The sequence below is a fragment of the Halomonas sp. SH5A2 genome, assembly GCF_014263395.1.
In the GTDB taxonomy this organism is placed as follows: domain Bacteria; phylum Pseudomonadota; class Gammaproteobacteria; order Pseudomonadales; family Halomonadaceae; genus Vreelandella.
Window position 1 is genome coordinate 3,224,520 of sequence record NZ_CP058321.1, and the last position, 22,280, is coordinate 3,246,799.

The window sequence follows — 22,280 nt, forward strand, 5'->3', positions numbered from 1 at the left end:
CATGAGGGCGCTAACAGGATGAACCTTTTGATTATTCGGATACTCATTTTCGCGGTGTTGTTCTATGCCGGTCTCAAGCTTTTCAGCATGTACCGGCAATGGCAGCGTGAACGCCTTACCCAGCAGCAACAGGACCAACAGCACGACGGCGGACATATGGTACGTTGCCGGTGGTGCGAAGTGCATTTACCCGAAGAGGAAGCGCTGCGCGAGGCTGAGCAGTGGTTTTGCTCAAGCGCCCATCGCGACCGCTTCCTGCAGGAGCAACAGCGTGATAACGACGCTGACCAATAGCCTACCCGGTGTTTAATCGCTCTGGCGTCATCTGATACGGTGCCGGATCGATCAACGGCGGGCGCCCGAGCAACTGATCGACCAGTAGGTGCGTTGATGCCGGGGCGAGCACCAGACCGTTGCGGTAATGCCCCGCATTCACCGATAGGTTCTTCCACCCCGGCAGTTCGCCGATAAACGGTACGCCATCCGGCGACCCTGGCCTCAATCCTGCCCAATGATAGGCCACCGAATAATCGGCAAGCGCAGGCACGATGCTCTCCGCGCTCTGGCGTAGCGACATCAGCGCTTTCTGGTCGGTGGTCTTATCAAACCCGCACTCCTCAAGTGTCGAGCCGACCAGCAAAAGTCCATCGGCCCGCGGAATCACATAGCGTCCGTCCTTGAGCACAACGCGCTTTAGCAAGCCAGGCGGCGTTTGATAAGCAAGCATCTGGCCTTTTACCGGCCTGACGGGCAGCGAGACATCCAGCGTCTTCAGCAGCGTCCCGGCCCAGGCGCCGCCACACACAATCGTATGCGCCGCGGTAAGCGTCTGGTGGGCAGTGCTTACGCCCTGAATATGCTCGCCGTGGCGTACAAAGCCATTCACCTCGCACTGCTCATATAGCGTCACATTGGGCATCGCCGATAATCGGGTACGCAGGGCCTTGCCAAGGCGCGGGTTACGCACGCTGCCAAGCGTCGGCATCCACAGTGCCCCCTCGGTTGGCGGTAGGCAACGTTCTTTGGCACGCACTATATCGGCACTTACACGCTCCAGCGGCTTGCCCATTTGCCGCGCCCACGCAAGCGCGGCATCTGGATCATCCACGCTCAGGTACAAAAGCCCCTTTTGACGGTACTCCGGGTCGATGCCGGTTTCTTCCAGCAAGCGCAGCGCGAGACTTGGATAGGCGCCTTCCGACCAGCGCGACAGCTGGGAAATCGCCGGGGCGTAACGCCATGGATACAGCGGCGAGACGATGCCGCCACCCGCCCACGAGGCTTCCTGGCCGCAGTAGCCACGCTCGACCAAGCTGACCTTTTGCCCTGCATCGGCTAGCTGGAGCGCGGTCATCATGCCGATGACACCGCCGCCCACAATTAAGAAATCGCTCACACGCTTTGTCCACTTTGGCTTACATAAAAAAGTACCGGCAGCGCCTAGGGTAAGGGGTTCAACACCTGCCGCTTGCTCACGAGCATAACGGTGGGCGCAAAAGGGTCAAGCGCAAGGAGGCGATATGCATAAACCAGCATGCCGCGTGAGCGGTGCCAAGGCACGGGGATTTACCCTGCTAGAGCTATTGGTCACCCTGCTGATCATGGGAATCATTGCCGCCTGGGGCATTCCCAGCTTTCAGGCGCTGGGTGAACGGACCGCGCGCACCGGCGAAGCCAATCGACTGCAAACGGCGCTGGGCTTTGCCCGCCAAACCGCCATTACCCAGCGCCAGCCGGTCACGCTATGCCCCATTGCCAACCCGCAAGATACCTCGCGCTGCGGCGAGAACTGGAGCCAGGCACTGATGGTGATTCATGGGGATCAAACAGAGGATATTGCGTCGGCCGATGTGTTGCGTACTTTTCCCACTACAGAACGCGTCGACGTTCGCTACAGTCGGGGCTGGCGACGAATACGCTACGATGCGCTGGGCCACAGCAGCGGTTATAACGGGCGATTTATCCTTTGCCCCCAGAGCGAGAAATCCCGCGCCAGGGGCAGCACCCTGATTTTGAGCCAGCTTGGACGCTGGCGGATGGCATCCTCACCCACCGAATGCCACCACTAGCTGGCAAGGTGCGTCTATCAGCCTGTAATGCCGTCCAGGTAACGCTCGGCATCGAGCGCCGCCATGCAGCCGCTTCCCGCGGAGGTAATCGCCTGACGATAGACATGGTCCATGACATCGCCGCAGGCAAAGACGCCAGGCACGCTGGTCGCTGTGGCATTACCTTCCAGACCGGACTTCACCTTGATATAGCCACCGCTCATATCCAACTGACCGTCGAAAATGCCGGTATTCGGGCTATGACCAATGGCAATGAACAGCCCCGGCGCGTGAATATCCTTGAGGGTGCCGTCTTTTGTCGATTTCACCCGCACGCCGGTCACACCAGTGTTGTCACCGAGCACTTCCTCCACCTGCTGAAACCACTCCAGCACGATCTTGCCCGCGTCGACTTTTTCAAACAGCTTGTCCTGGAGAATTTTCTCCGCGCGCAGGGTGTCACGACGATGCACCAGGGTCACTTTAGAGGCGATGTTCGACAGGTAAAGCGCTTCCTCAACCGCGGTGTTACCGCCGCCTACGACCACGACCTCTTGGTTACGATAGAAAAAACCGTCACAGGTGGCGCAGGCCGACACGCCCTGCCCCATGAACTGCTGTTCGCTGGGCAGGCCCAGATAACGCGCGCTGGCACCCGTCGCCACGATCAGCGCATCACAGGTATATACACCATTGTCGCCTTTCAAGGTAAAGGGTTTATCGCTTACGCTAACCTCATGGATATGATCAAAAAGCACTTCGGTATTGAAACGCTCGGCGTGCAGCTTCATGCGCTCCATGAGTTCAGGGCCTTGTACGCCTTGCGCATCACCGGGCCAGTTATCCACGTCGGTGGTGGTCGTTAACTGGCCACCTGCTTGCAGTCCGGTAATCAGCAGCGGCTTCAAATTGGCACGTGCCGCGTAGACGGCTGCCGTGTAGCCTGCCGGACCAGATCCCAGAATGATTAAGCGCTCGTGACGTGTTTGCATGACACCACCTTGTAAAGAGTCGGCTGATAATTTTGCACAGAGTCTGCCTGAAATGGCGCCAAGTACAAGGGATTGCAAGGCCGGTATGGCGCAAAAAGGTCACTGCGACTTGAAACCGCAGGCATACAGACCCACCTCTAATAACAACCAAGGGCCATGATGTTCGGGTGTAACGAACCGGATGAGCCATACTGATAGTCGTCATATCAATATCAGCCAGAGGAAAGGAAGAAGGAAGACAGTGACCGGCGCGCATCGCGCAACGCCAAGCAATAGAGAGGAGAATCGCATGAGCAAGCTTTCTGACACGGAAAAAACATTAACGGTAGGCAATACGTCCTACCACTACTTCAGTCTGCCAGACGCAGCAGACACTTTTGGCAATATCGACCGGCTACCCAAGACACTCAAAATTCTGCTCGAAAACCAGTTACGTTTTGCCGACGACGAGAGCGTTTCCCAAGATGACATGCAGGCCCTGGTCGACTGGCAAAAAGAAGGCAAATCCAGCCGGGAGATCGGCTACCGCCCCGCCCGCGTACTGATGCAGGATTTTACCGGCGTGCCGGGCGTGGTCGACTTGGCTTCCATGCGCGCCGCCGTTGAAAAGCTCGGCGAGGACCCCGCCAAGATCAACCCGCTGTCGCCGGTGGACCTGGTCATTGACCACTCGGTGATGGTCGACAAATTCGGTAACCCAGCCGCTTTCCAGGAAAACGTCGACATTGAAATGCAGCGCAACCGGGAACGTTACGAGTTCCTGCGCTGGGGTCAGCAAGCCTTCGATAATTTCCGCGTGGTGCCGCCCGGCACCGGCATATGCCACCAGGTCAACCTGGAATACCTGGGCAAAACCGTGTGGACCAAGCAGGAAGACGGCCGCACCCTTGCCTACCCAGACACCCTGGTCGGCACCGACTCCCACACCACCATGATCAACGGACTGGGTGTCCTTGGCTGGGGTGTTGGCGGCATCGAGGCCGAAGCGGCGATGCTCGGACAGCCAGTCTCCATGCTGATCCCCGAAGTTATCGGCTTCAAGCTCACCGGCAAGCTGCGCGAAGGCATCACGGCAACCGACCTGGTGCTTACCGTGACTGAAATGCTGCGTAAGAAAGGCGTCGTCGGTAAATTTGTCGAGTTCTACGGCGACGGCCTGAAAGACCTGCCGCTGGCCGACCGGGCGACCATTGCCAACATGGCACCGGAATACGGCGCCACCTGTGGCTTCTTCCCGGTTGACGACGAAACGCTTAACTATATGCGTCTGACAGGCCGCGAAGATGAGCAGGTCGCGTTGGTCGAAGCCTACTCGAAGGCCCAGGGCCTATGGCGCGAACCGGGCGACGAGCCGATCTTCAGTGACAGCCTTCACCTTGACATGACCGAGGTCGAAGCCAGCCTGGCAGGGCCCAAGCGTCCCCAGGACCGTGTGGCCCTTAAAGACATGGCCGCGGCATTTGAAAAATTCATGCAGGAAGATACCAAAGCGGACCCAACCGCCAAGGGAAAACTTTCCTCTGAGGGCGGCCAAACCGCCGTGGGGGTTGAGCGCAGCTTTGAGCATGACACCAGTCAGGCCGTCAAGCTTGATGACCACGACTTCAGTCTCGACCCCGGCGCGGTGGTGATTGCAGCCATTACCTCATGCACGAATACGTCTAACCCCAGCGTAATGATGGCGGCCGGCCTGCTCGCCCGTAAAGCACGCGAAAAAGGCCTGACCACCAAACCCTGGGTCAAGACATCGCTAGCTCCGGGCTCCAAGGTCGTCACCGATTACCTGGAAGCCGCCGATTTAAGTTATGACCTGGACGCTCTGGGCTTCAACCTTGTCGGCTACGGCTGCACCACCTGTATCGGCAACTCTGGCCCGCTACCGGATGAGATCGAAAAAGCCATTTCTGACGGCGACATGGCCGTTGCCTCGGTGCTGTCAGGTAACCGTAACTTTGAAGGTCGCGTTCATCCGCTGGTGAAGACCAACTGGCTGGCGTCGCCCCCCTTGGTCGTCGCTTACGCCCTGGCGGGCAACGTCCAGTGCGACCTGAGCAAGGACCCGCTCGGCCAGGACAGCAGCGGTAACCCGGTTTATCTCAAGGACATCTGGCCAAGCCAGGCGGAAATCGCCACCGCTGTCGAGCAGGTCAATACGGCGATGTTCCATAAAGAATACGGTGAGGTTTTTGAAGGCGACGATATATGGAAGGCCATCAAGGTACCTGAAAGCAAGGTCTATCAGTGGCCTGAGTCGACCTATATCCAGCACCCGCCGTTTTTCGAGGGCATGGGCCGTGAACCGGACGCCATTGAGGACGTCCACAACGCCCGCGTGCTCGCCATGCTGGGCGATTCGGTGACCACCGACCACATTTCACCTGCCGGCGCCATCAAGCCTGACAGCCCCGCCGGGCGTTACCTTCAGGAGAACGGTGTCAAGCCAGTGGACTTCAACTCGTACGGCTCGCGCCGCGGTAACCACGAAGTCATGATGCGCGGTACCTTCGCCAACGTGCGGATCCAGAACGAAATGCTCGACGGCGTGGTTGGCGGCGAAACCCGTCACGTGCCCAGCGGCGAGCAGATGGCGATCTACGATGCCGCAATGAAGTACAAAGAGGAAGACAAGCAGTTGGTGGTCATCGCGGGCAAAGAGTACGGCACCGGCTCCTCGCGTGACTGGGCCGCCAAAGGCACTCGCCTGTTGGGCGTTCGCGCCGTGCTTGCCGAGTCCTTCGAGCGCATCCACCGTTCCAACCTGATCGGCATGGGCGTGGTACCGCTGCAGTTCCCCGAAGGTGAGAGCCGCAAGACGCTGGGACTCACGGGTGATGAAGAGGTGTCGATTGCCGGACTCAGCGATTTAACGCCGGGCGGTAATGTCAAAGTCATCATCAAGAATGCCGATGGCGAAAGAACCGTTGATGCCAAGTGCCGAATTGACACGGAAAACGAACTGGCTTACTTCCGTCATGGTGGTATCCTACATTACGTGCTGCGCAACATGATTGGCGCAGCCTAATCGGGAAACCGACCAATGCTTGCTGGCCCCCACTTTGTGGGGGCTTTTTTTTGTGCGTGACGATCTTCTAGAAAGCGCGCCGCCGGTAGGTGCGGTATTCCGGGTCCCATGAAGCGCGATTGATGGCCGCGCGCAGCTCGGTGCCGCCGGTCTTGAGCGCCACACCGTTCTGCTGTGCCTGGGCCGCCACTTCAAAGGCGATGGACTGGCTGATATCGCGAATACGCGACAGCGGTGGTAGCAGCGCGCCCTTGCCCTCCTTGACCAACGGCGCTTCACGCGCCAGCGCCCGTGAAGCACTCATCAGCATTTCATCGGTGACGCGCGAGGCCTTGGCGGCCACGACCCCAAGCCCAATGCCAGGGAAAATATAGGCGTTGTTACACTGCGCAATCGGATAGGTGCGGCCGTTAAAGACCACCGGTGGAAACGGGCTGCCGGTGGCCACCAACGCCTGGCCTTCCGTCCAACGGATAACGTCCTCAGGCACCGCTTCCGCCTGGGATGTCGGGTTGGATAACGGCATGATCACCGGATGCTCACAGCCCGCGTGCATGGTGCGCACCACCTGCTCGGTGAAAATACCGCGCTGGCCGCATACCCCAATCAGCACCGTCGGCTTGATTTGCGCGATGGTTTCTTCAAGCCCTTGCCCGTTCCAGTTGGCTACCAGAGAAGCTTGGTGGGCCAGACGGCGTTGAAAATCACGCTGCCACGGCTGATCGTCGGTCATCAGGCCTTCTCGGTCGACCATGTAGATGCGCGCGCGGGCTTCGCTTTCGGTCAACCCCTCCGTCTGCATGGCCACCACCACCTGTTCGGCGATGCCGCAACCGGCAGAGCCGCCGCCGACAAACACCACCCGCTGATTGGCAATCGTCTGCCCGCGGGCCTGGCACGCCGCCAAAAGCGTCCCCACCACTACCGAGGCGGTACCCTGAACATCGTCATTAAAGCAGCACAGCTGGTCACGGTACTGTTCCAGCAAAGGCATAGCGTTGGCCTGGGCGAAATCCTCAAACTGCAGCAGCACATTGGGCCAACGGCGTTTGACGGCCGCAATGAACGTCGCCATGAACTCGTCGTATTCTTCTTGGCCGATCCGCTCTTGCCGCCAGCCCATGTACATCGGGTCATCAAGCAGCGCCTTATTGTTGGTCCCCACATCAAGCATGATCGGCAGCGTGTATGCGGGGCTGATGCCGCCACAGGCCGTATACAGCGCCAGCTTGCCGATGGGAATGCCCATCCCGCCGATGCCCTGGTCGCCCAGACCGAGAATCCGCTCGCCGTCAGTGACAACGATCACCTTGACGTTGTCCTTGGTGGCGCTGCGCAGGATGTCGTCCATGTGCTCGCGGTCAGGATAGCTGATAAACAGCCCGCGGTGATTGCGATAGATATTGGAAAATTCCTGGCACGCCTTGCCCACCGTCGGCGTGTAGATAATCGGCAGCATTTCTTCGAGGTGCTGTGACACCAAGCGAAAATACAGTGTTTCGTTATCATCCTGGATGGCACGCAGATGAATATGGCGTTCCAAATCACTGTGGCACAGCTGGTATTGTCGATAGACGCGTTCAAGCTGGTCGTCGATGGTCTCGACCTTCTGCGGCAACAGACCGATCAGGTTGAACTCCAGCCGCTCCTCCTGAGTAAACGCACTGCCTTTATTCAATAGCGGCATTTCAAGGAGGGAAGGACCGGCGTAAGGAAGGTATAAGGGGCGTTTGCTCGCGGTGGTCATAAGCAGTCTCATTTTTTAGCAAATTTCTATTGCAATGCAGCAACATAGCGCGTCTGCAGCCGTTGCGCGTAATGTAACATGCTCACCCTACAAAGGTAGCAAACAGGCGTTTTAAAGCGACAAAAAACGCCCCAACCGAGGTTGAGGCGCGAATAGAAAAACAGCCTGAAAATGGCGCTAGCTAATGACTTTTTAACAAGTTTTAGCCGTCGGCTTATACGCCGCTTCACCGGTGAAAAATAACGGACGCAGTTTGACGCCTGCCATATTGCCGACAAATGCCGCCACCAGCCAAAGCCAGCCATGGAGGCTGCCGGACGCGATGCCACTGAAATAGGCGCCGATATTGCAACCAAACGCTAGACGCGCGCCATAACCCAGCAGCAGGCCGCCGATGACCGCCGCCAGTATCGAGCGAAGCGGTATCTTGAAGTTCGGCGCAAAGCGCCCGGCAAGGCTGGCCGCCACTAACGCACCCAGCATGATGCCCACGTTCATCACGGTCGTCACGTCGCCCCATATGCTGGAGGCAAGCGCCGCCTCATTGCCCGGCGACTGCCAATAGCCCCACTGGGATACGTCGCCGCCCACCAGTTCGAAGCCTTTGGCGCCCCACAGTGCGAACGCTGAGGTAATCCCCCACGGACGCCCTGCCAGCGCCAGGGTGGCAAAGTTCAATATCGCCAGGCCAATGGCGCCTGCTACCAGCGGCCACGGGCCGGTTAGCCAGCGCTGATAGCCATGCTTGTCCACCGGCGCGGCTTTCTCGAGCTGGCCATGGCGGCCTTTTTCCATCACCACGGTAAAGGCTGCAATAGCAGCAAACAGCACCAGACTAATGGCGATACCGCCACCAGCGCCTGCCACGTTCACCAGGGAAACGGGCTGAAAGGCGGGTAGGCTTTGCCACCAAGTAAAGTGCGCAGTGCCAATCACCGACCCAACGACGAAAAATATCAGCGTGATGACCATGCGGGCATTGCCGCCACCGGCGGTGAACAGGGTACCTGAGGCGCAGCCGCCGCCTAATTGCATACCCACGCCAAACAGAAAAGCACCGACCAGCACCGAGATACCAATGGGCGCCACAAAGCCATACACCTCTTGACCAAACAGCGTACCCGCGCCCAAGGCAGGGAAGAACAGCACCACGGCCAGTGCCAGCATCACCATCTGTGCCCGCAGGCCACGTCCACGCCGCTCTTTGATAAACACCCGCCACGCAGACGTAAAGCCAAACGCCGCATGATAGAGCACCATGCCGAATAGCCCACCGACAATCATCAGCAGGCCGGTATTGGCCTCAAAGACCACACCGATGACCAGCGCGCCCAGCACAATCGCCGCCGTGGCGATAAGTGGCACGCGATACGGGGCGGATGAGGTTTCAGTCGTTATCGACATACAGTCACCTTCAGCAACACCAAAAGCGCCTGTCGGGGGAAACAGGCGCTTTTGGTCGATATGGATAATAATGATGAGCCTACCGATCGCTAACGATAGCGTAAAATGCTTTATTCAGCATCTTTTATATCATTAAAGAATATAGACGCACCATCCGGCGACAAGCACGCTTTTTTAGCCGATTCACCTTGAATCCTCGCCGGTACGGCTGCATATAAAGAATCAAATTTCCTTATATCGCGAGTCCGTTTATGTCATCCATCATTGATCCTCGCACCGGTGAAGCATTAACCAGCCCTGATACGGGCCAAGACGGCCAGACCAGCGCCGACCAACCACCGGTTCGCCCCGAAGACGTCATCATTGACCTCAACGCCGGTAATATCCAGCAAGTCCTTGAAGCCTCGATGAAAGTCCCGGTACTGATGGACTGCTGGGCGCCAGACTCTGAGCCGTGCAAACAGCTCATGGCGGTATTGGAGCGACTCGCGGTCGAGTACGGTGGCGCCTTCCTGCTCGCCAAACTGGATACCCAGGCCAACCCTGAGATTGCCAGTCAGTTGGGGGTGCAATCAGTCCCCGACGTTAAACTGATCAGCCAGGGTGGCCTGGTCGACGGTTTCCAAGGCGCGCTACCTGAAAAACAGATTCGTGAGTGGCTTAACCGCTATTTCCCAGCCCCGGAAGACGCGCCACCCAGCCCGGAAGAGCAGGCCGAAGCGGCGCTGAACGAGGGCGATCCGGCCGGCGCGCGGGACATTTACCAAAACCTGGTCAGCCAATACCCGGACCACTACCCCTATCAGGTTGGCCTGGCCCGAGCGCTGGTCGGCGAAGGACGCCGCGACGAAGCCCGCAGCCTGCTGGATAACCTGCCCCCGGAAGAACGCGACGCACCGTCGGCTCGCGGTGTTCGAGCGAGCATCGAGTTCGGCGAGCAGGCGCTTTCCAGTGACGAAATCGCCGCCCTGGGCGACCGCACCGATAGCGAAGCGCAATATCAACGCGCCCTGCGTCAGGTAGCGGATGGCCAATACGAAGCCGGACTCGAGGCTCTGCTGACGCTGATGAAGCAGGACCGCGCCTACAACGACGACGCTGCGCGCAAGACGCTGCTGCAGGCCTTCGACGCGTTGGGGGCTGACCACCCGCTGACGGTTACCTATCGTCGCAAGCTGTTTGCCCTGCTTTACTGATCGTTCAACCGGCCAGGAGCGTATCCATGCGGGCTAGCGCCGCCTCCAACTGCGAGGCGGTGGTGCCAAAGTTGAGCCGCACAAACCCTGGATGGCCAAACGCCGCACCGTCCGAAAGGGCAACGCCCGCCTTCTCAAGCAGCGCCGCCTGCGGCGACTCACCCAAGCCGGCCTGGCGCATATCCAGCCACGCCAGGTAGGTCGACGCGGGCGGACTCATTTCAACCCCCGGCCATGTCGCGACCCGCGCCTTGAGCGTCGCGCAATGCTCGCGTAGAACCCCCAGCAAGGCCTGACGCCAGGGATCTCCGTGGCGATAAGCCGCTTCCGCCGCCACCAATCCCAGCACGTTGCCATCCGGCAGCAAACCTTTGGTAGCCTGGACAAAGCGCTTGCGCAGGCTTTCGTCGGGGATCACCGCGCAAGCAGTGGTCAAGCCCGCCAGATTGAACGTCTTCGACGGCGCCCAGAGCGTAATGGTGCGCGGGGCAAGTGCCGGGAAAGCCTCGACCAGCGGCTGGTGGCGCTCCCCTTCGTCAAGCAGCAAATCGCAATGCAGCTCATCCGACACCACCCACAGGTCGTGGCGTTCGACAAACGCCGCCAGCGCCGCCAGCTCGCCATGCGACCATACGCGGCCGGTGGGATTGTGCGGGTGACACCACAGTAGCAGGCGCGTTTGCGGGGTCACCGCCGCCTCAAGCGCGCCGATATCCAACCGCCAGCTATCGTCGCCGCTGACCGGCGTGGCCAGTGCCGCCTGCTGCGACAACCGGCCGGTACGCTCGGCCACCGCCAGAAATGGCGGGTAGATCGGGGTCACGGTCAACACGCCGTCGCCCGGCGCTGTCAGTGTCATAGCTGCCAGATGCAGCGCTGGCACCACGCCCGGCAACCACTGTTGCCACTTGGGTTGAATCGGCCACTGGTAGTGGTTTGCGCTCCACTCGCACACGGTTTCTGTTAACGTATCAGACACTTCACCATAGCCATAAACGCCGTGTGACACCCTTGCTTGGAGGGCCTCTATCACCGCCGGCGGTGAGCGAAAGTCCATGTCCGCCACCCACAGGGGCAGCACATCATCGGCGTATCGGTGCCATTTTTGCGATGCCCACCCCTCGGCGGGGTGGCGTCGCTCAATGGGCGTGGCAAAATCAAATGCCATTTTGGCTCTCACTTATCTAATCGGGGGTGCTATAGAGCATGCCGCAAGATGACTTTTATACCAAGGTCCGCGAAGGATGCCCGGCGCTGTTGCGCCAATGGCGGGCGCTGGGCCAGGCCGATGTCGACCGCCTCGCACTGATTCTTGCCGAGACGGCGCGGGTCGCCAAGCTCGGCGAACCCAGCGAGACGCCAACGGGCGCCACGCTGGATGCCTGGAGCCAGGCCCAGGACACCGACATTCCGTTATGGGCACCGCGCACGGCGGTGTTTCTGCTTAACCAGATGCCCGCGCGGCCAGTGCCCAAGAGCGATGCCGAAGCCTGCGCCTGGGCTTATTGCTGGCTGCGCAATCGCCATTTTGACCACCTGGAAGACGCTCACCTGGCGCTGCCTACCCACTTGCAAGCACCTCTGCAAAGCTCGCTGGCAGCCGCTTGGCGTGACCAGCAAGGGCTTCGCCTAGTGTAATGCTGTGCCGCGGAGACTTGACCAAGCGCTTGCTTGGGTTAATGCTAAAGCCTGTTATCAATCAGCTGTTTGATCCTCCACGCCACTGACAACAGGCTAACGAACAACACGTTACGAACAACCTGTTACTAACTGTCTGTGCCTAACTATCTGTTACTAACAAAAAGGATAGCGCCATGTTTACCCGCACCATCGAGCCGGCTTTTTACGACACCGATGCCCTGGGCCACATCAACAACACTCGCCTTCCCGCCTGGTTCGAATTGGCCCGTAACGACCTGTTCAGGTTATTCACCCCCGACTTGAACCCCAAAGCGTGGCGGCTGATCATGGCGCGGATGGAGGTCGACTACCGCGCTGAACTGTTTTACGGTCATGATATCGAATTACGTACCTACCTGACGCGCCTGGGCAACAGCTCCTTTACTGTTACCCAGGAAGCGCGTCAGCATGGCAAGTTGACCAATGTCGGGCACACCATTCTAGTGCAGTACGATCATCAGGCTAAATGTACCGTGCCCATCGAAGGCGAGTTACGGGAAGCGCTCTCCGCCCATCTGCAGGACGCGCCCGCCCCCGCCTGAACCGCGACGCCCCGGCAACGGGGCGGCCAGGAGTGCCCCATGGCGATCCGCTACAATCTATGGCTAGACCCGGACAACACCGCCCAGCACCGCGCCGTCGAGGCGGATCTTGAGCGTTATTTCATGGAGCGATTTGCCGATTACCCGCATATCCGCTTGTTCGGCGCCGACCCCTACGATTATGATGCGCCGTTCAACCGCCTTTACGAGGTTCTGATGGCACGAGCGGCTGAATACTGTGAGCGTACCTGGCATTATGTCGCCTCTCCGGAACAGCTCAATCGCTGCTTTTTTCGCGCCGTTGGCCGCTCCACCAAGTTTGTTCGGGAATAAACGTCCGCGCCGACTTCCTTGACACACGATGACTGCCTGCAAGAGACCCGCCCATGGTGATTCGCACCAATCAAGCGCCCGACGAACGCCAACTGGCGATTATTACCCAGCAGCTCGGCCGCCCGCCAAAGGGCATCGAGGCCGTGACCGCCACCGACGGCAACGGCACCCCGCTGGTGCTGCGCATGGCCCCGATTGTCGAAGGCAAGCCTTTTCCGACGCTTTACTGGCTGTGTTCCGACGTGCTCAAGGTCGAGATATCGCGCATTGAAGCCGTCGGCGTTATCAAGTCGCTGGAGCAACAGCTACAGGACGACCCCGACTTTCTCGACGCCTACCGGCAAAGTCACCGCGACTACGTCGAGACCCGCTGGGCGCTGATGAGCGATGCTCAGCGCGCCGAGGTCGCTGAGCGCGGTTACACCGACGTGCTCACCCAGCGCGGTATTGGCGGCATCAGTAACTGGCAGCAGGTGCGCTGCCTGCATACCCAGTACGCCCACCATCTATGCGGCAACAATGTGATTGGCCAATGGCTGGACGCTCACTATCAGGTCGACACCTGTCTACCTTGAGCCATGACCACAGCACCAGCACCCCAACAGCGTAAGGAGATAAGATGTCCCGAATTTGCGTTTATCTTGGCTCGCGGGAAGGCAACAGCCCCGCCTTTCGTCACGCCGCCCACGAACTTGGCCGCACCTTGGCGGCTGGCGGTCATACGCTGGTCTACGGCGGCGCACGGATAGGCTTGATGGGCGTGCTGGCCAATGCGGCCCTTGAAGCCGGGGGCGAGGTGGTCGGCGTAATGCCGGATCATCTGGTCGAGCGCGAACAGGCTCACCTCGGCCTGAGCGAGCTGATCCGGGTGCCCAACATGCATGAACGTAAGGCGACCATGGCCGCCAATGCTGATGCGTTCATTGCCCTACCCGGCGGCATCGGCACCTTTGAAGAGCTGTTTGAAATCTGGACCTGGGGGTATCTGGGCTTGCATGAAAAGCCGCTTGGGCTCCTCAATGTCGACGGTTTCTACTCGCCGCTGCTGACGTTTTTAAACAGTACCGTCCAGCAGGGGTTCATGGCACAAGCAACGCGGGATATGCTACTCGACGCTGAAACACCCAAGGCACTGCTTGAGGCGCTCGAAAGATGAGGGGTGGTTAAATAACGGCTGCGCTTACTGGCAAAGCTGCTGAGTGCGCTGGTAAGTCAGTTGCAGTAGCCGCGCGTCATCACCGGCGCGGTGGCGGTGAATCCCGCGCTCGGCGATGACCGCTTCTTTGGTATCGCTCCATAGCGCCTGCTGATCTTCGCTGAGCAGAATTCTCAGCGCTTCCAGACGAAAGCCCGGCAACATGCCCGCATGATGAAACAACAGCGATAGCCAAGTGTTGTCATACCCCCAGCTATCGCTATACGCCATGCCCTCATCGCTTAGCTCGTCGTTCAGCCAGCGTGCCACCTGACGCACCGGGAAGCCCTCGCGGCGCAAGCGCTCACGGGAGATGCCGTGCAGCAACTCGGCCTTTGGATCCCAGTGCGTCCATTCGTCAAGCGGCTGGATCAGAAACGCACAGGTGGATCCATCGGCACGGGCAATGCCCACCTCGATCGGGTAGCTACCGCGCCCGAAACCGGACGCTTCAATATCCAACACCGTCGGTAGCGTCTCGGACACAGACGACCTCACTTGCGAAAAATGCACTTGCGAAAAATGGGGCGGCACATCATGCCGCAACAGGGTCAGATGGTTCACCTACCCGGCTCTGCCAATAGGCAGCCTGGTCAGCATCCACCGCCAGGCCCAACTCGCCGACCCGGTAAGCATGCGCTAGGCGTTCAGCGGCTAGTGAATGACCGGATTGCGCCGCACGCGCATACCAAGTCACCGCGTAATCATCACGGTTTGGGTACTGCGCGCAACCGGTCTCATAAATTTTCGCCGCCTGATACTGCGACTTTACATCGCCGGCATGGGCAGCTTCCATCACATAGCGCGCGCCACGTGCTTTATCGTGGGGCGAGAGGCTACGCTGCAACAGCATGTTGCCATAAACGGAAAGCGCGTCGGGATGGCCCGCCTCAGCACAGCGCTTGAACAAGTTCAGCGTTAACCGCTGGGTACGCGGTGAGCGTGGCAACAGCCAACGATTTTGAAACAGCCGTTCGGCTAACCGAAACTCAAGCCGAGTGAACAATGATGATGCCTGTGGCATGGCAAACTACCCTGCCTGTCTGTTGAAACCTTGGGCCAGCCGTCACTCCCTATGAGACAACCAACCACGCGATAAACCGGCCCTTGGCCGGTCAATGGGCTGGCAAGCATACGCCTGCCATGGCGGCGACTCAACCCCTCTTATTTGCTGCCTGGCGAACGCCTCGCTAACATGCCCATCAACCCCGACGCGATGCGCTGGAATCGCCGCGCATCCCGCAGGTCATTGTGTTCATACTAGGAGACCCACCATGCAAACGCGACCACTGGGCAGAACCGGGATGCAAGTCAGCCGACTTTGCCTGGGCACCATGACGTTTGGCGAGCAGAACAGCGAAGCCGAAGCCCACGAACAGCTTGATCGCGCCGTCGCCTTTGGCGTGAACTTTATCGATACCGCCGAAATGTACCCGGTACCGCCCAAGGCCGAAACCCAGGGGCTGACTGAACGCTACGTGGGTAGCTGGCTCAAGCAGCGCGGCGAACGCGACGATGTCATCCTGGCCACCAAGGCCGCAGGCCCCGGGCTTGACCATATCCGCGGCGGGCCACGCCTGACCCGCGAACACCTCTTCAAGGCGATCGACTCAAGCCTTGAGCGGCTACAGACCGACTATGTGGATCTTTACCAGCTGCACTGGCCCGACCGCAGCACCAACTTTTTCGGCAAGCTCGGTTACACGCACAACGAAGAGGAAGATGCCACGCCACTTGAGGAGACACTGAGCGCGCTGAAAGAGCTGGTCGACGCCGGTAAAATCCGCGCCATTGGTTTGTCCAACGACACCCCGTGGGGCACCATGCGCGCCCTGCAGCTCGCCGACCAGCTTGACCTGCCGCGCGTGGCCTCGATCCAAAACCCCTACAACCTGCTCAACCGTTCATTCGAAGTGGGCCTGGCCGAAATTGCCCACCGCGAAGACGTCGGGCTGCTGGCCTACTCGCCGCTGGGCTTTGGCGTGCTCTCGGGTAAATACCTGAATGGCGCCAAACCGCCTAAAGGACGCCTTACCCTGTTTGAGCGCTTCAAGCGCTACACCTCGCCGGAAGCCGACGCCGCCACCCACGCCTATGTGGCACTGGCACGCGATTACGGCCTCGACCCCGCGCAAATGGCGCTCGCCTTCGTCAATTCGCGCAGTTTTCTGACCAGCAACATCATCGGCGCCACCACCATGGAACAGCTGGAAAGCAACCTGGCCAGCGAAAGCCTCAAGCTCGACGACGAACTGCTGGAGGCGATCGACGATATCCATCGCCGTATGCCCAACCCTTGCCCTTGATGACGGACAACGCTATCGATCTTATAGCCTCGGCCACTGCCGAGGCTTGGTATAATACGGACCATTATTTCTGCGACGTCCCAAGGAATCTGCCATGTTGAGCGTTATTTCGCCGGCCAAAACACTGGATTTTGAAACACCATCAACCACTCAAGACGTCAGCCAGCCGGATTTTCTGACCGACAGCCAAGTACTCATTGATATTCTGCGTGACTATTCGCCTCAGCAAATCAGCGACCTGATGGGCGTCAGCGATAAACTGGCGGGGCTGAACGCGGCACGCTTTGCCGAATGGCAGCCGCCGTTTTCGCTGGAAAACGCCAAACCTGCCGCACAGGCCTTTCAGGGCGATGTTTACACCGGGCTTGAAGCCGATACTTTTAGCGACGCTGAAAACCACTATGCCCAGCAGCACCTGCGTATTCTGTCGGGGCTCTACGGCCTGCTGCGCCCGCTGGACTTGATTCAGCCCTACCGGCTGGAGATGGGCACCAAACTACCCAACCCGGCGGGCAAGGACCTGTATGCCTATTGGAAACCCACGCTGACCACAGCGCTGGACGCGGCGATTGCCGACAGCGGTTCCAAGGTACTGGTGAATCTTGCTTCCAACGAGTATTTCAAAGCCGTGGATGCCAGGAAGCTGGATGCCCGGATCATTACGCCGGTGTTTAAAGACGAGAAAAACGGCACCTTCAAGATCATCAGCTTCTACGCCAAGAAGGCGCGCGGCCTGATGAGTGCCTGGATCATTCGCCAGCAGGTTAACGACCCCGAAGCGCTAAAAGACTTTGACGTCGCGGGATATCGCTTCGATGCCGCCGCCTCCCAGGGCGACACCTTTGTCTTTACCCGCCGCGAATCGGATCGCTAGAAAAAGCGGACGGCCCTATCGGCACGGGGCTTCAGGAACTGGCGATGCACGGCGCTGAAAGACACTGTATCGCAGCGGTGAAGCCACTCATAAGCGACCATATCCGCCGAGACCGCCTGTGCCCCCAGGGCGCAGGCTCTCTCCCGCGCCAGCACGGCCTCCTCGGCCCGGCGGCTGGCCGTCGCCTCAGTCAGCCAGTAGACCGCATAGCCCTCGTCCAGCAACCCCAGCGCCGTTTGCAGCACGCAGATATGCGCCTCGGTACCGCATAGCACCACCTGCTGCCTGCCCGAGGCGCTTAGCGCTTCACGAAACGCCGTCTCTTCCATCGCCCCGAAGTGCTGCTTCTGCCAAATCGTGGGCGCTTGCCGCGCTTCCAACAGCGCCTGAGCTGTGCCGCCCAGCTTTTCGGGCATCTGTTCGGTCAGCCACACGGGGACTTCAAGCGCATCCGCCACGCCATATAGCCAGTGGGCCTCGGCAATTGCCTCGTCACCGCCGTCAATCACCGGAACCAAGCCGGCTTGAAAATCGACCATCAGCAGTAAGCTTTTATCACGTTGCAGGCGCACGTCATCACCTCATTTTAGTGGAAACGGCCAAGCCCCACGGCGGCCCGTAGCCGATCCATGGTCACCGCCGTTTCTTCCCGCGCTCTTTCAGCCCCTTTCTGCAAAACCGCTTCAATATGACCGGGGTCTTCCATGAGGGCGTGATAGCGCTCGCGGGGTTTTTCCAGATGGGCGTTGAGATACTCAAACACCTGGTTCTTGGCATCGCCCCAGCCAATGCCGTCGGCATACTGCTGGCGCATGGCCGCCGTTTCCTCGGTTGAGGCAAAGGCGGCGTAAATCTGGAACAGCGTGCAGGTATCCGGGTCTTTCGGCTCACCGGGCTCCAGCGAGTTGGTCTTGATCTTGCGCACCAGCTTCTGCAGCTTTTTCTCGGCGACAAAGAGCGGAATGGTGTTGTTGTAGCTCTTGGACATCTTGCGTCCGTCCAGCCCACCAAGTACCTGGCTCTTCTCGTCCACCACCGCATTGGGCAGCGTGAAATAATCGCCTTTATATAGGTGGTTGAAACGACCCGCGATATCCCGCGCCATCTCGATATGCTGGATCTGGTCGCGCCCGACCGGCACCTTGTTGGCGTTGAACATCAGGATATCCGCGGCCATCAGCACCGGGTAGCCGAACAGCCCCATGGTGATGCCTTTATCCGGGTCCTGGTTGCCCGCTTCTTCGTTCTCGGCAACGGCGGCCTTGTAGGCATGGGCACGGTTCATCAGCCCCTTGGCGCACACACAGGAAAGCATCCAGGTAAGCTCGGGGATTTCCGGAATATCCGACTGGCGGTAAAAAATGGCGTTGTCGGTATCCAGCCCCAGCGCCAGCCAGGTTGCGGCGATTTCCAGCCGCGACTGCTGCACGCGCTTGGGGTCCTGACACTTGATCAGCGCATGGTAGTCGGCCAGAAAGTAGAACGACTGCACGCTGGGGTCCTGGCTCGCCTCAATGGCGGGTTTGATCGCCCCGACGTAGTTGCCCAGGTGGGGCGTACCGGTGGTAGTGATACCAGTAAGAACACGGGTTTTGGGTGATTCCGACATTAAGATAACTCTTTGGATAAATTAGGGTTATTTTATACACAATAACAGTGCTTAACTACTGCACTTCAGTCCAACCATTAAACCTAGGCTCACCGCTTCCCTGGCCGCCAATATTCACCTCATAATCTGCAAGGGCGTTCACATATTCCAACCTACTACCTCCCGACATACCAACATTTTGAGCACGCAAGCCACCATACAAGGCACCTCCACCACTGATTTCTACATTCGAGCCGGGCGCGTAAATAGCAGCATAGGTTTCGTTTCCTCCGCTGATGGTCACACCATTGCCAGAGTCTTGATAGTCGCTATAGACACTCACCGCAGGCCGCTCAACCCCATTGCTGTCCTGGCGCATGAAGCTATCAGTACCTAAAGCCAACTGACTCCCTGCCGAGAGCGTTACTTTGCCACTAACATAGAGATTCAAAACTGCATCCTGAGAGATTTCCAGTGAGGTGTTGCCACCTAGGTCAAAGTCGCCATCGACGAAAAGATTAACCGTCCCGTCTATCACTAAGCTCTGTAATCGGCCACTAGTTTTTAAATCTTTATCAATACGTAAAGAAGTTTCACTTCCGGCTTTGCCTATATAAGAAACCGAGGCGTCTTGGTTACCCTTTCCGCCGGTAAATGTAAAAGCGTTATCATTTTCATTAAAATAGTGATCGCGTCCACGCTGCTCTAGCCACTGAGCGACATTTACTACGTTCAAACCAGACTGTATCCTCTCGAAGTAGGACCTATCTTCTTCATCGTCGGCCAAAACACCTAAACTGTCGCAACCTTCAGAAAAATCATAACCTTGTTGCTGACTGCTAGACACTGAAGCGCCACCCTTAATGTCAATTTCATTACCTGCGACAAGACTCCCACTAATGCTAGCCCCACCTTTTAGCGTTATATCCTCACACGACGTCACCGCTGAACTGAATGGCGTCACTGTCTCACCACTCATTTCATATTCCAATAAAATAGTATTACTTTCTGCTCCGCCACGTTGCCCTTCCCCGACTATGCCTTTGGCCAACACATAACTAACAGAACTGCCGTCAACGGATACTGGGATATAGACACACTCAGGTTGCCCTTCACGATCACAGCCATAATTTACTGTCTGCTCGTCGTCCGAAAACTTCTCAATCAGTTCGGCCCAGCTCATCGACTTTAAATCGGTTAATGAATCCTCAAGCGAGAGAAAATCCAGGTCATCGTCTTCCATAGCAATTGCGGCAGCGATTTCGGCATTCATTCTAGCCTGAGTAGCAGCACGATAATTGCCCGCCAAACGCTCATCTACCAAGGCAGTTTGCATACCCGAGAGACCAAGCGTCATGGCACCAGCCAGCAGTGCCATGACGATGACTAACGCAGCACCTTGCTGATGCTTCATTGTATTTTCTATCATTCGCGTCATTCTAAAGCACCGCATCGCGGTGGGCGACATGGAAGATAATCGACTCACCGTTATTTTCAATTGGCAGTGACACTCGATAAAGCGCGTCATTATTCGGCACGGGTTCAATTAATTCATATGCAAGCTCGGCGCACTGGTTTGAGATGTCATCACGAGAGAGGTCCCTTGGAAAACTGACCAGCGGCTGGTCCCTATCAGTATCGGACACGGTACAAGTGCACTGTGCCTTTTCTTTTACCTGCTCCACCTCGCATTCAAGGATAAAGCGCGGGTTATCGTGGTCGTGTCCACTCTGGCGAATCTCTTGGGTAACTCGCTGGGCGATAAATATCAGGTTTTCCTGCTTGCGGCTTATCTGGTCGACGTTTTGAAAGGTTTGAAAGGTGGTAAGAAACAGCTGCCCCGCGCCCAGGATGATGATGGTGCCAATCACCATGGCGACCATTAACTCTACCAGCGTGAACCCGCGTTGGCGCTTTTGCATCATGGCACCTCAGGGAGGCGGAAGGTGTAATCAAACGAGGCATTCTCGTTGTCACTTAGTGCCAATGTGACAGTGAACTGACAGCTATCATTGCCGTTTTCAATGCTACTGTCGACGGCATTACGCAAAGGGGCGTGGTCGTTGTCCTGGAACCAGTGATTTGCCCATGCCTGCTCTAGCGCATCAACGTTAATGTCCGCACAGGTTTGGCTTGCTTCCAGCGTTGCCAACTGCGCCCACAGACGCTCTTGGGCATCAACGGCGGCGACGCTTGCCACCGAACGCTGATAGCCAAGCGAGGCACTTTGCAGGGCTTTCAGCTGCATAGCAGCGACCCCCACCAGGCCAAGCGACAACACCAGCAGCGCAATCAGCGCCTCGACCAGACTGAAACCGCGCTGAGTCATTGAATGGTATCCTTATGCAGGCTGCCGGTTTTTCGAACGGTAATCGTCACCGGGGCGATATCGTCTCCAGAGTCGGCTTGCACGAGCATAATCACGCACTGGCCATCAACGTCAGCACAGTCGCTGATATCCGCATCGCCCAGGCTTTCAAACACTATAGAGAAGTTGTCTTTGGGCTGGGCGATATTAGCCGTTTGTCCTGCGCGCATTACGCTCGACTCACCATCATCTTGAGAATTTTCGGCCCAGTAGCACCAAGCCCCGGCGTACAAATAGCTGGGGCCATCGTCACTGTCATCTTCTATTGGATCATTGTCCAGGCACTCATCTGGACGGCGAGTTGAGGTGGCTGTATTAGGCGGGGAGAAGGTAACGGTGATCGGCTGGCGTTGTTTGATCGCCTCACTGCGTGCAAAGGTCAGCACCGATTGCAGCTGGTTAACATCACCAGCCAGTTGCTGACGGGCCATAAAGGTGGAAAAGGCAGGCGCCGCGAGCAGCATCAGCAAGGCGGCAATAGCTAGCACGATCATCAGTTCAATAAGCGTAAAACCGCGTTGATGCATAAACCTACCAGCACTCATCGGGTGCTTGGGTGCCCCTGGCGTCCAGGGTCAAAGGCGTGTCGCAGCCATCGTCCTGGCCATTCTTGGCCGTTGCCGTCAACGTATAACCGCCGTCTCCATCCTCACTGGAAAAACCAATGTCATAGTTTTGCTCAGGTGACTGTGTCGTTTTTAGACAGCTAGCGGCATAGGCATAAGTCCGCGTATAACACCGCTCCAGCTCAGACGCCGCCTGCATGAGCCCCGCGTGGGCGTCGGTGCGCAGCGATTTTTGTGCGTAGCGAGTATAGCTGGGGTAGGCAATGGCGGCCACGATACCGATGATAGCCAGCACAATCATTAATTCGATAAGCGTAAAGCCGCGCTGGCCTTGACGTAACAAAGGAGGATGAGAGACGTAATGCACGCGGCTTTGCTCCTGTATTGGTTGGCTCATACCAATTCAGTATGTCGCAAAC

The 22,280-nt window shown here is 58.2% G+C and carries 25 protein-coding genes; 11 read left to right on the forward strand and 14 right to left on the reverse strand.

Annotated features, from left to right (window positions below; translation table 11 throughout):
• Positions 1-18: 18 nt before the first annotated feature.
• Complete coding sequence (locus HXW73_RS14930; RefSeq protein ID WP_186253824.1) at positions 19-294, forward strand: PP0621 family protein; 276 nt, start codon at positions 19-21, stop codon at positions 292-294.
• Position 295: 1 nt separating this feature from the next.
• Here the strand turns inward: HXW73_RS14930 and thiO are convergent, their stop codons facing one another.
• Positions 296-1,396, reverse strand: a complete 1,101-nt coding sequence (thiO, locus tag HXW73_RS14935; RefSeq protein ID WP_186253825.1) for a glycine oxidase ThiO — start codon at positions 1,394-1,396, stop codon at positions 296-298.
• 124 nt (positions 1,397-1,520) lie between these two features.
• Between thiO and HXW73_RS14940 the strand changes: the two genes are divergently transcribed.
• Positions 1,521-2,069 carry a GspH/FimT family pseudopilin gene (locus tag HXW73_RS14940; RefSeq protein WP_186253826.1) on the forward strand — a complete coding sequence of 183 codons (549 nt, stop codon included), beginning with the start codon at positions 1,521-1,523 and terminating at the stop codon, positions 2,067-2,069.
• A 17-nt stretch (positions 2,070-2,086) separates the two neighbouring features.
• Here the strand turns inward: HXW73_RS14940 and trxB are convergent, their stop codons facing one another.
• The gene (trxB, locus tag HXW73_RS14945) at positions 2,087-3,040 is read right to left on the reverse strand and encodes a thioredoxin-disulfide reductase (protein WP_186253827.1); all 954 of its coding nucleotides are present in this window, start codon (positions 3,038-3,040) and stop codon (positions 2,087-2,089) included.
• A 289-nt stretch (positions 3,041-3,329) separates the two neighbouring features.
• Between trxB and acnA the strand changes: the two genes are divergently transcribed.
• The gene (acnA, locus tag HXW73_RS14950) at positions 3,330-6,062 is read left to right on the forward strand and encodes an aconitate hydratase AcnA (RefSeq protein WP_186253828.1); all 2,733 of its coding nucleotides are present in this window, start codon (positions 3,330-3,332) and stop codon (positions 6,060-6,062) included.
• Positions 6,063-6,129: 67 nt separating this feature from the next.
• Here acnA and HXW73_RS14955 read toward each other — a convergent pair whose 3' ends face one another.
• A complete protein-coding gene (locus HXW73_RS14955) occupies positions 6,130-7,809 on the reverse strand; it encodes an NAD-dependent malic enzyme (RefSeq protein ID WP_186253829.1) in 1,680 nt (559 codons plus the stop codon).
• A gap of 192 nt (positions 7,810-8,001) precedes the next feature.
• Entirely contained in the window at positions 8,002-9,213 is a 1,212-nt protein-coding gene (locus tag HXW73_RS14960) for a YeeE/YedE family protein (RefSeq protein ID WP_186253830.1), read from the reverse strand.
• A 251-nt stretch (positions 9,214-9,464) separates the two neighbouring features.
• On the opposite strand from HXW73_RS14960, the gene HXW73_RS14965 reads away from it, so the two are divergent.
• Positions 9,465-10,409 carry a co-chaperone YbbN gene (locus tag HXW73_RS14965; protein ID WP_186253831.1) on the forward strand — a complete coding sequence of 315 codons (945 nt, stop codon included), beginning with the start codon at positions 9,465-9,467 and terminating at the stop codon, positions 10,407-10,409.
• Between the two features lie 4 nt (positions 10,410-10,413).
• Here the strand turns inward: HXW73_RS14965 and HXW73_RS14970 are convergent, their stop codons facing one another.
• Entirely contained in the window at positions 10,414-11,577 is a 1,164-nt protein-coding gene (locus HXW73_RS14970) for a MalY/PatB family protein (protein WP_186253832.1), read from the reverse strand.
• Between the two features lie 38 nt (positions 11,578-11,615).
• On the opposite strand from HXW73_RS14970, the gene HXW73_RS14975 reads away from it, so the two are divergent.
• The 5 genes from HXW73_RS14975 (at position 11,616) to HXW73_RS14995 (ending at position 14,120) form a co-directional block, all read left to right on the forward strand.
• Positions 11,616-12,047: a hypothetical protein gene (locus tag HXW73_RS14975; RefSeq protein WP_186253833.1), complete on the forward strand. Its 432-nt coding sequence runs from the start codon at positions 11,616-11,618 to the stop codon at positions 12,045-12,047.
• 176 nt (positions 12,048-12,223) lie between these two features.
• The gene (locus HXW73_RS14980) at positions 12,224-12,631 is read left to right on the forward strand and encodes an acyl-CoA thioesterase (RefSeq protein WP_186253834.1); all 408 of its coding nucleotides are present in this window, start codon (positions 12,224-12,226) and stop codon (positions 12,629-12,631) included.
• A 39-nt stretch (positions 12,632-12,670) separates the two neighbouring features.
• Positions 12,671-12,964 carry a hypothetical protein gene (locus HXW73_RS14985; RefSeq protein ID WP_186253835.1) on the forward strand — a complete coding sequence of 98 codons (294 nt, stop codon included), beginning with the start codon at positions 12,671-12,673 and terminating at the stop codon, positions 12,962-12,964.
• Positions 12,965-13,017: 53 nt separating this feature from the next.
• Complete coding sequence (locus HXW73_RS14990) at positions 13,018-13,539, forward strand: DUF501 domain-containing protein (RefSeq protein WP_186253836.1); 522 nt, start codon at positions 13,018-13,020, stop codon at positions 13,537-13,539.
• Positions 13,540-13,583: 44 nt separating this feature from the next.
• Positions 13,584-14,120 (forward strand): LOG family protein, encoded by a 537-nt coding sequence (locus HXW73_RS14995; protein ID WP_186253837.1) that lies wholly within the window; start codon positions 13,584-13,586, stop codon positions 14,118-14,120.
• Positions 14,121-14,144: 24 nt separating this feature from the next.
• On the opposite strand, the gene HXW73_RS15000 is transcribed toward HXW73_RS14995, so the two are convergent.
• Together HXW73_RS15000 and HXW73_RS15005 are read right to left on the reverse strand one after the other, a co-directional pair.
• Positions 14,145-14,645, reverse strand: a complete 501-nt coding sequence (locus HXW73_RS15000; protein ID WP_186253838.1) for a hypothetical protein — start codon at positions 14,643-14,645, stop codon at positions 14,145-14,147.
• Positions 14,646-14,694: 49 nt separating this feature from the next.
• Entirely contained in the window at positions 14,695-15,183 is a 489-nt protein-coding gene (locus tag HXW73_RS15005; RefSeq protein WP_186253839.1) for a tetratricopeptide repeat protein, read from the reverse strand.
• 250 nt (positions 15,184-15,433) lie between these two features.
• Here HXW73_RS15005 and HXW73_RS15010 point away from each other — a divergent pair, with 250 nt between their 5' ends.
• Together HXW73_RS15010 and yaaA are read left to right on the forward strand one after the other, a co-directional pair.
• Positions 15,434-16,465, forward strand: coding sequence for an NADP(H)-dependent aldo-keto reductase (locus HXW73_RS15010; protein ID WP_186253840.1), 1,032 nt, complete (start codon positions 15,434-15,436; stop codon positions 16,463-16,465).
• Between the two features lie 94 nt (positions 16,466-16,559).
• Positions 16,560-17,339 carry a peroxide stress protein YaaA gene (gene yaaA, locus HXW73_RS15015; protein ID WP_186253841.1) on the forward strand — a complete coding sequence of 260 codons (780 nt, stop codon included), beginning with the start codon at positions 16,560-16,562 and terminating at the stop codon, positions 17,337-17,339.
• Here the strand turns inward: yaaA and HXW73_RS15020 are convergent.
• From HXW73_RS15020 to HXW73_RS15050, 7 genes are read right to left on the reverse strand one after another with little or no spacing between them, the layout of a single operon-like run.
• Entirely contained in the window at positions 17,336-17,911 is a 576-nt protein-coding gene (locus HXW73_RS15020; protein WP_186253842.1) for an isochorismatase family protein, read from the reverse strand. The genes yaaA and HXW73_RS15020 overlap by 4 nt on opposite strands.
• A 14-nt stretch (positions 17,912-17,925) precedes the next feature.
• Entirely contained in the window at positions 17,926-18,948 is a 1,023-nt protein-coding gene (locus tag HXW73_RS15025) for a tryptophan--tRNA ligase (protein ID WP_186253843.1), read from the reverse strand.
• A gap of 55 nt (positions 18,949-19,003) precedes the next feature.
• The gene (locus HXW73_RS15030) at positions 19,004-20,341 is read right to left on the reverse strand and encodes a pilus assembly PilX family protein (RefSeq protein ID WP_186253844.1); all 1,338 of its coding nucleotides are present in this window, start codon (positions 20,339-20,341) and stop codon (positions 19,004-19,006) included.
• Positions 20,342-20,366: 25 nt separating this feature from the next.
• A complete protein-coding gene (locus HXW73_RS15035; protein ID WP_186253845.1) occupies positions 20,367-20,849 on the reverse strand; it encodes a PilW family protein in 483 nt (160 codons plus the stop codon).
• The gene (gene pilV / locus HXW73_RS15040) at positions 20,849-21,256 is read right to left on the reverse strand and encodes a type IV pilus modification protein PilV (RefSeq protein ID WP_186253846.1); all 408 of its coding nucleotides are present in this window, start codon (positions 21,254-21,256) and stop codon (positions 20,849-20,851) included. The genes HXW73_RS15035 and pilV overlap by 1 nt, the downstream gene beginning before the upstream one ends.
• Positions 21,253-21,822 (reverse strand): pilus assembly FimT family protein, encoded by a 570-nt coding sequence (locus HXW73_RS15045; RefSeq protein ID WP_240538653.1) that lies wholly within the window; start codon positions 21,820-21,822, stop codon positions 21,253-21,255. Before HXW73_RS15045 ends, pilV begins: the two co-directional genes overlap by 4 nt.
• A 4-nt stretch (positions 21,823-21,826) precedes the next feature.
• Positions 21,827-22,258, reverse strand: a complete 432-nt coding sequence (locus HXW73_RS15050) for a type IV pilin protein (RefSeq protein ID WP_186253848.1) — start codon at positions 22,256-22,258, stop codon at positions 21,827-21,829.
• Positions 22,259-22,280 lie beyond the last annotated feature (22 nt).

Excerpts from the sequence above, each read along its gene's own strand:
- HXW73_RS14930 (WP_186253824.1), top strand. The coding sequence starts at position 19 with ATGAACCTTTTGATTATTCGGATACTCATTTTCGCGGTGTTGTTCTAT.
- HXW73_RS14940 (WP_186253826.1), top strand. The coding sequence starts at position 1,521 with ATGCATAAACCAGCATGCCGCGTGAGCGGTGCCAAGGCACGGGGATTT.
- trxB (WP_186253827.1), bottom strand. The coding sequence starts at position 3,040 with ATGCAAACACGTCACGAGCGCTTAATCATTCTGGGATCTGGTCCGGCA.
- acnA (WP_186253828.1), top strand. The coding sequence starts at position 3,330 with ATGAGCAAGCTTTCTGACACGGAAAAAACATTAACGGTAGGCAATACG.
- HXW73_RS14955 (WP_186253829.1), bottom strand. The coding sequence starts at position 7,809 with ATGACCACCGCGAGCAAACGCCCCTTATACCTTCCTTACGCCGGTCCT.
- HXW73_RS14960 (WP_186253830.1), bottom strand. The coding sequence starts at position 9,213 with ATGTCGATAACGACTGAAACCTCATCCGCCCCGTATCGCGTGCCACTT.
- HXW73_RS14965 (WP_186253831.1), top strand. The coding sequence starts at position 9,465 with ATGTCATCCATCATTGATCCTCGCACCGGTGAAGCATTAACCAGCCCT.
- HXW73_RS14970 (WP_186253832.1), bottom strand. The coding sequence starts at position 11,577 with ATGGCATTTGATTTTGCCACGCCCATTGAGCGACGCCACCCCGCCGAG.
- HXW73_RS14975 (WP_186253833.1), top strand. The coding sequence starts at position 11,616 with ATGCCGCAAGATGACTTTTATACCAAGGTCCGCGAAGGATGCCCGGCG.
- HXW73_RS14980 (WP_186253834.1), top strand. The coding sequence starts at position 12,224 with ATGTTTACCCGCACCATCGAGCCGGCTTTTTACGACACCGATGCCCTG.
- HXW73_RS14985 (WP_186253835.1), top strand. The coding sequence starts at position 12,671 with ATGGCGATCCGCTACAATCTATGGCTAGACCCGGACAACACCGCCCAG.
- HXW73_RS14990 (WP_186253836.1), top strand. The coding sequence starts at position 13,018 with ATGGTGATTCGCACCAATCAAGCGCCCGACGAACGCCAACTGGCGATT.
- HXW73_RS14995 (WP_186253837.1), top strand. The coding sequence starts at position 13,584 with ATGTCCCGAATTTGCGTTTATCTTGGCTCGCGGGAAGGCAACAGCCCC.
- HXW73_RS15005 (WP_186253839.1), bottom strand. The coding sequence starts at position 15,183 with ATGCCACAGGCATCATCATTGTTCACTCGGCTTGAGTTTCGGTTAGCC.
- HXW73_RS15010 (WP_186253840.1), top strand. The coding sequence starts at position 15,434 with ATGCAAACGCGACCACTGGGCAGAACCGGGATGCAAGTCAGCCGACTT.
- yaaA (WP_186253841.1), top strand. The coding sequence starts at position 16,560 with ATGTTGAGCGTTATTTCGCCGGCCAAAACACTGGATTTTGAAACACCA.
- HXW73_RS15025 (WP_186253843.1), bottom strand. The coding sequence starts at position 18,948 with ATGTCGGAATCACCCAAAACCCGTGTTCTTACTGGTATCACTACCACC.
- HXW73_RS15030 (WP_186253844.1), bottom strand. The coding sequence starts at position 20,341 with ATGAAGCATCAGCAAGGTGCTGCGTTAGTCATCGTCATGGCACTGCTG.
- HXW73_RS15035 (WP_186253845.1), bottom strand. The coding sequence starts at position 20,849 with ATGCAAAAGCGCCAACGCGGGTTCACGCTGGTAGAGTTAATGGTCGCC.
- pilV (WP_186253846.1), bottom strand. The coding sequence starts at position 21,256 with ATGACTCAGCGCGGTTTCAGTCTGGTCGAGGCGCTGATTGCGCTGCTG.
- HXW73_RS15045 (WP_240538653.1), bottom strand. The coding sequence starts at position 21,822 with ATGCATCAACGCGGTTTTACGCTTATTGAACTGATGATCGTGCTAGCT.
- HXW73_RS15050 (WP_186253848.1), bottom strand. The coding sequence starts at position 22,258 with ATGAGCCAACCAATACAGGAGCAAAGCCGCGTGCATTACGTCTCTCAT.